General features: G+C 35.1%; 2 protein-coding genes. Both read right to left on the bottom strand.

The features are described 5' to 3' along the window. Positions 1–1,265: hypothetical protein (locus tag NWQ57_RS21615; RefSeq protein WP_306024264.1), on the bottom strand; the 1,265-nt coding region annotated here is incomplete at its 3' end. Positions 1,266–1,267: 2 nt separating this feature from the next. Beyond that, positions 1,268–1,891 carry a Tn7 transposase TnsA N-terminal domain-containing protein gene (locus tag NWQ57_RS21610; protein WP_306024263.1) on the bottom strand — a complete coding sequence of 208 codons (624 nt, stop codon included), beginning with the start codon at positions 1,889–1,891 and terminating at the stop codon, positions 1,268–1,270. Positions 1,892–2,072: the final 181 nt, after the last annotated feature.

The following is a 2,072-nucleotide window of genomic DNA, read 5'->3' as shown; positions in this document are numbered from 1 at the left end:
CTATACGGTTGAGGCGGAAAAGCCTTTGCTGCAGTCAACCATGAAAGATTTGGCATATTTGACCATCTTGAATTAGGTTGGGCTTGATAAATCTCAATAATCCATTTGTGTACTACAAGTTGAATATCGGATAATGATATAACCGCATTTTTCTCAGGGTCATAATCCTCTCTAGCAATAATATTTGAAAATGTTTTTCCAGGTTGGTTTGCCAATAACTGAGTATTTAATGCACCAAAATAACGTTCTATTGACGACTTCAAATGAGGTTTTTTAGTTGGATTTTTTGCAACGTTTATTCCCAACTCGTAACAAGTTTGTTTGAAATCTTTATCATCAAATTCCTTACCATTGTCTGTAACCAACGTTTCGATTAACCCTGAGCACAACCATTCTGTTTTTATACTGGGGTACGAAGCCTTTACATACTCTTTTGGTAAAATTGCATTTTTAATTGCATGGCAAATGGAAACAAAACTGGGAGGTTCAAAACCAAGATAAAAGCCAACAACTGATAAACTGAGCGAATCAATGAGTAATGTAAGCCAAGGACGCCCCATTGGGACTTGATAAATGTCATCAACAACAAACAAGTCAAACCTAGTATGATCTGCTTCTACCCTCTCCAACACCCTAGACGTCGCAATTTTCTTTCCAATCGATTTAAATTCAAATTTTGCAGCTGTTAATCCTTTTTTTGCTTTAAACTTTTCAAATGGGGTAATTTTAGAAACTCTTAATCTTAGTGCTTCAGAAGATATGCAGTTAAGTTGAAGCTTATTTTCTTTATTATGTCTAAAAACCAAATCTTCCAAATAACGATAGCCTTCTGCCAAATTTGGTCTTTCAGCCGACATAAGTCTATCAATCGTTTTCGAAATTAAAGGCTCTAACTCAGGAACAATTTTCGATTTTTTGTTGCCAGCTTGTATTGTAGGAACAAGTGAAACTATATTGAAATTAGAACTTTTAAATAACGACCACCACCGAGCTAAGGTCCTAACGTTTGGCGCTGGGCCACCAAATTCTGTTACCAATGCAGATAATAGATGTGTTAATTGTTTCTCGGTAAACGCATTAACACCTTCTTTGATTAAAAATTTGATTATATTATGACGATGTATCGCTTCATCTCTTTGTATAATTGTAAAAGCTGAGAGATCAGAAAAAGGTTCTAAGTATGGACTCGTTAGCTCAACAGGAGAAACGTCTTTTCCTTCTGTTGTAACGTTAAAGAGATCGGAAAAACTGTTCTCCTTGGTCATATTTAGGAAGTCCAGATAACAGTTTGAGAATTTAAGGGTATCCCTAAATTTGTAGTAAGAACATTTTGGCTTATTAAACTAATAATGCGAGGAAACATCGACTCATAACATGCCCCAACTTTTTCAATAAGCGAGGCCACAGTCAATTTTTCGTAGCGCCTTAATATGGAGAGGGCCTTTTCTTCTGCTTGATTTTTTCTTCCATCAGAAGATGCATATCGATGTAATATCTTTAAATTGTTTAACAGTGGATTTATTCTGATTTCTCGGTCTGTAATCAACCCGAGTTTTATTCCCCTATGTTTTGCTTCAAGCTGCTTTGCTTGAAATTCCCCAAGGAATTCTTCACCAACAGTTTTATTAAACGGCTTAATCTCATAATACATTAACTCCCCAGAACTGAATTGTATAAGAAAATCTGGAGTGTACCTTCGTACTTTACCCCCTAATTTGTATTCGTACCCTATGGGTTGCGATTCAAATCGAGTTATTTTTTTAGAAAATTCAAAATGAAAACAGGCTTCAAACTCTAGGGTTGATTCTACTTCAACAAAACTATTGTTTTTGAAGCTAGCAAATCGATGAATATTATTTATCGCAGATTTTGTAAGTTTACGCTTATACACGTTCATTTCTTCTTGTTTTTGTAAACTAATTACAAAAATAGATTATTTTTTGAACAATGACAAGCTATACTTGTCACGAATGACAAGATATGCTTGGATTATGACAAGATATGCTTGGATCAACATAACCGCTTAGATATCAAGCGGTTAGTAGAAAAACGAAGTTGGCCGTAAGCCGGGT

Origin of the sequence: Paraglaciecola sp. (assembly GCF_030730205.1) — a bacterium.
Taxonomy (GTDB): Bacteria; Pseudomonadota; Gammaproteobacteria; order Enterobacterales; family Alteromonadaceae; genus Paraglaciecola.
Note: the sequence above shows the minus strand (reverse complement) of the source record. Positions and strands in the feature narration are given on the sequence as shown.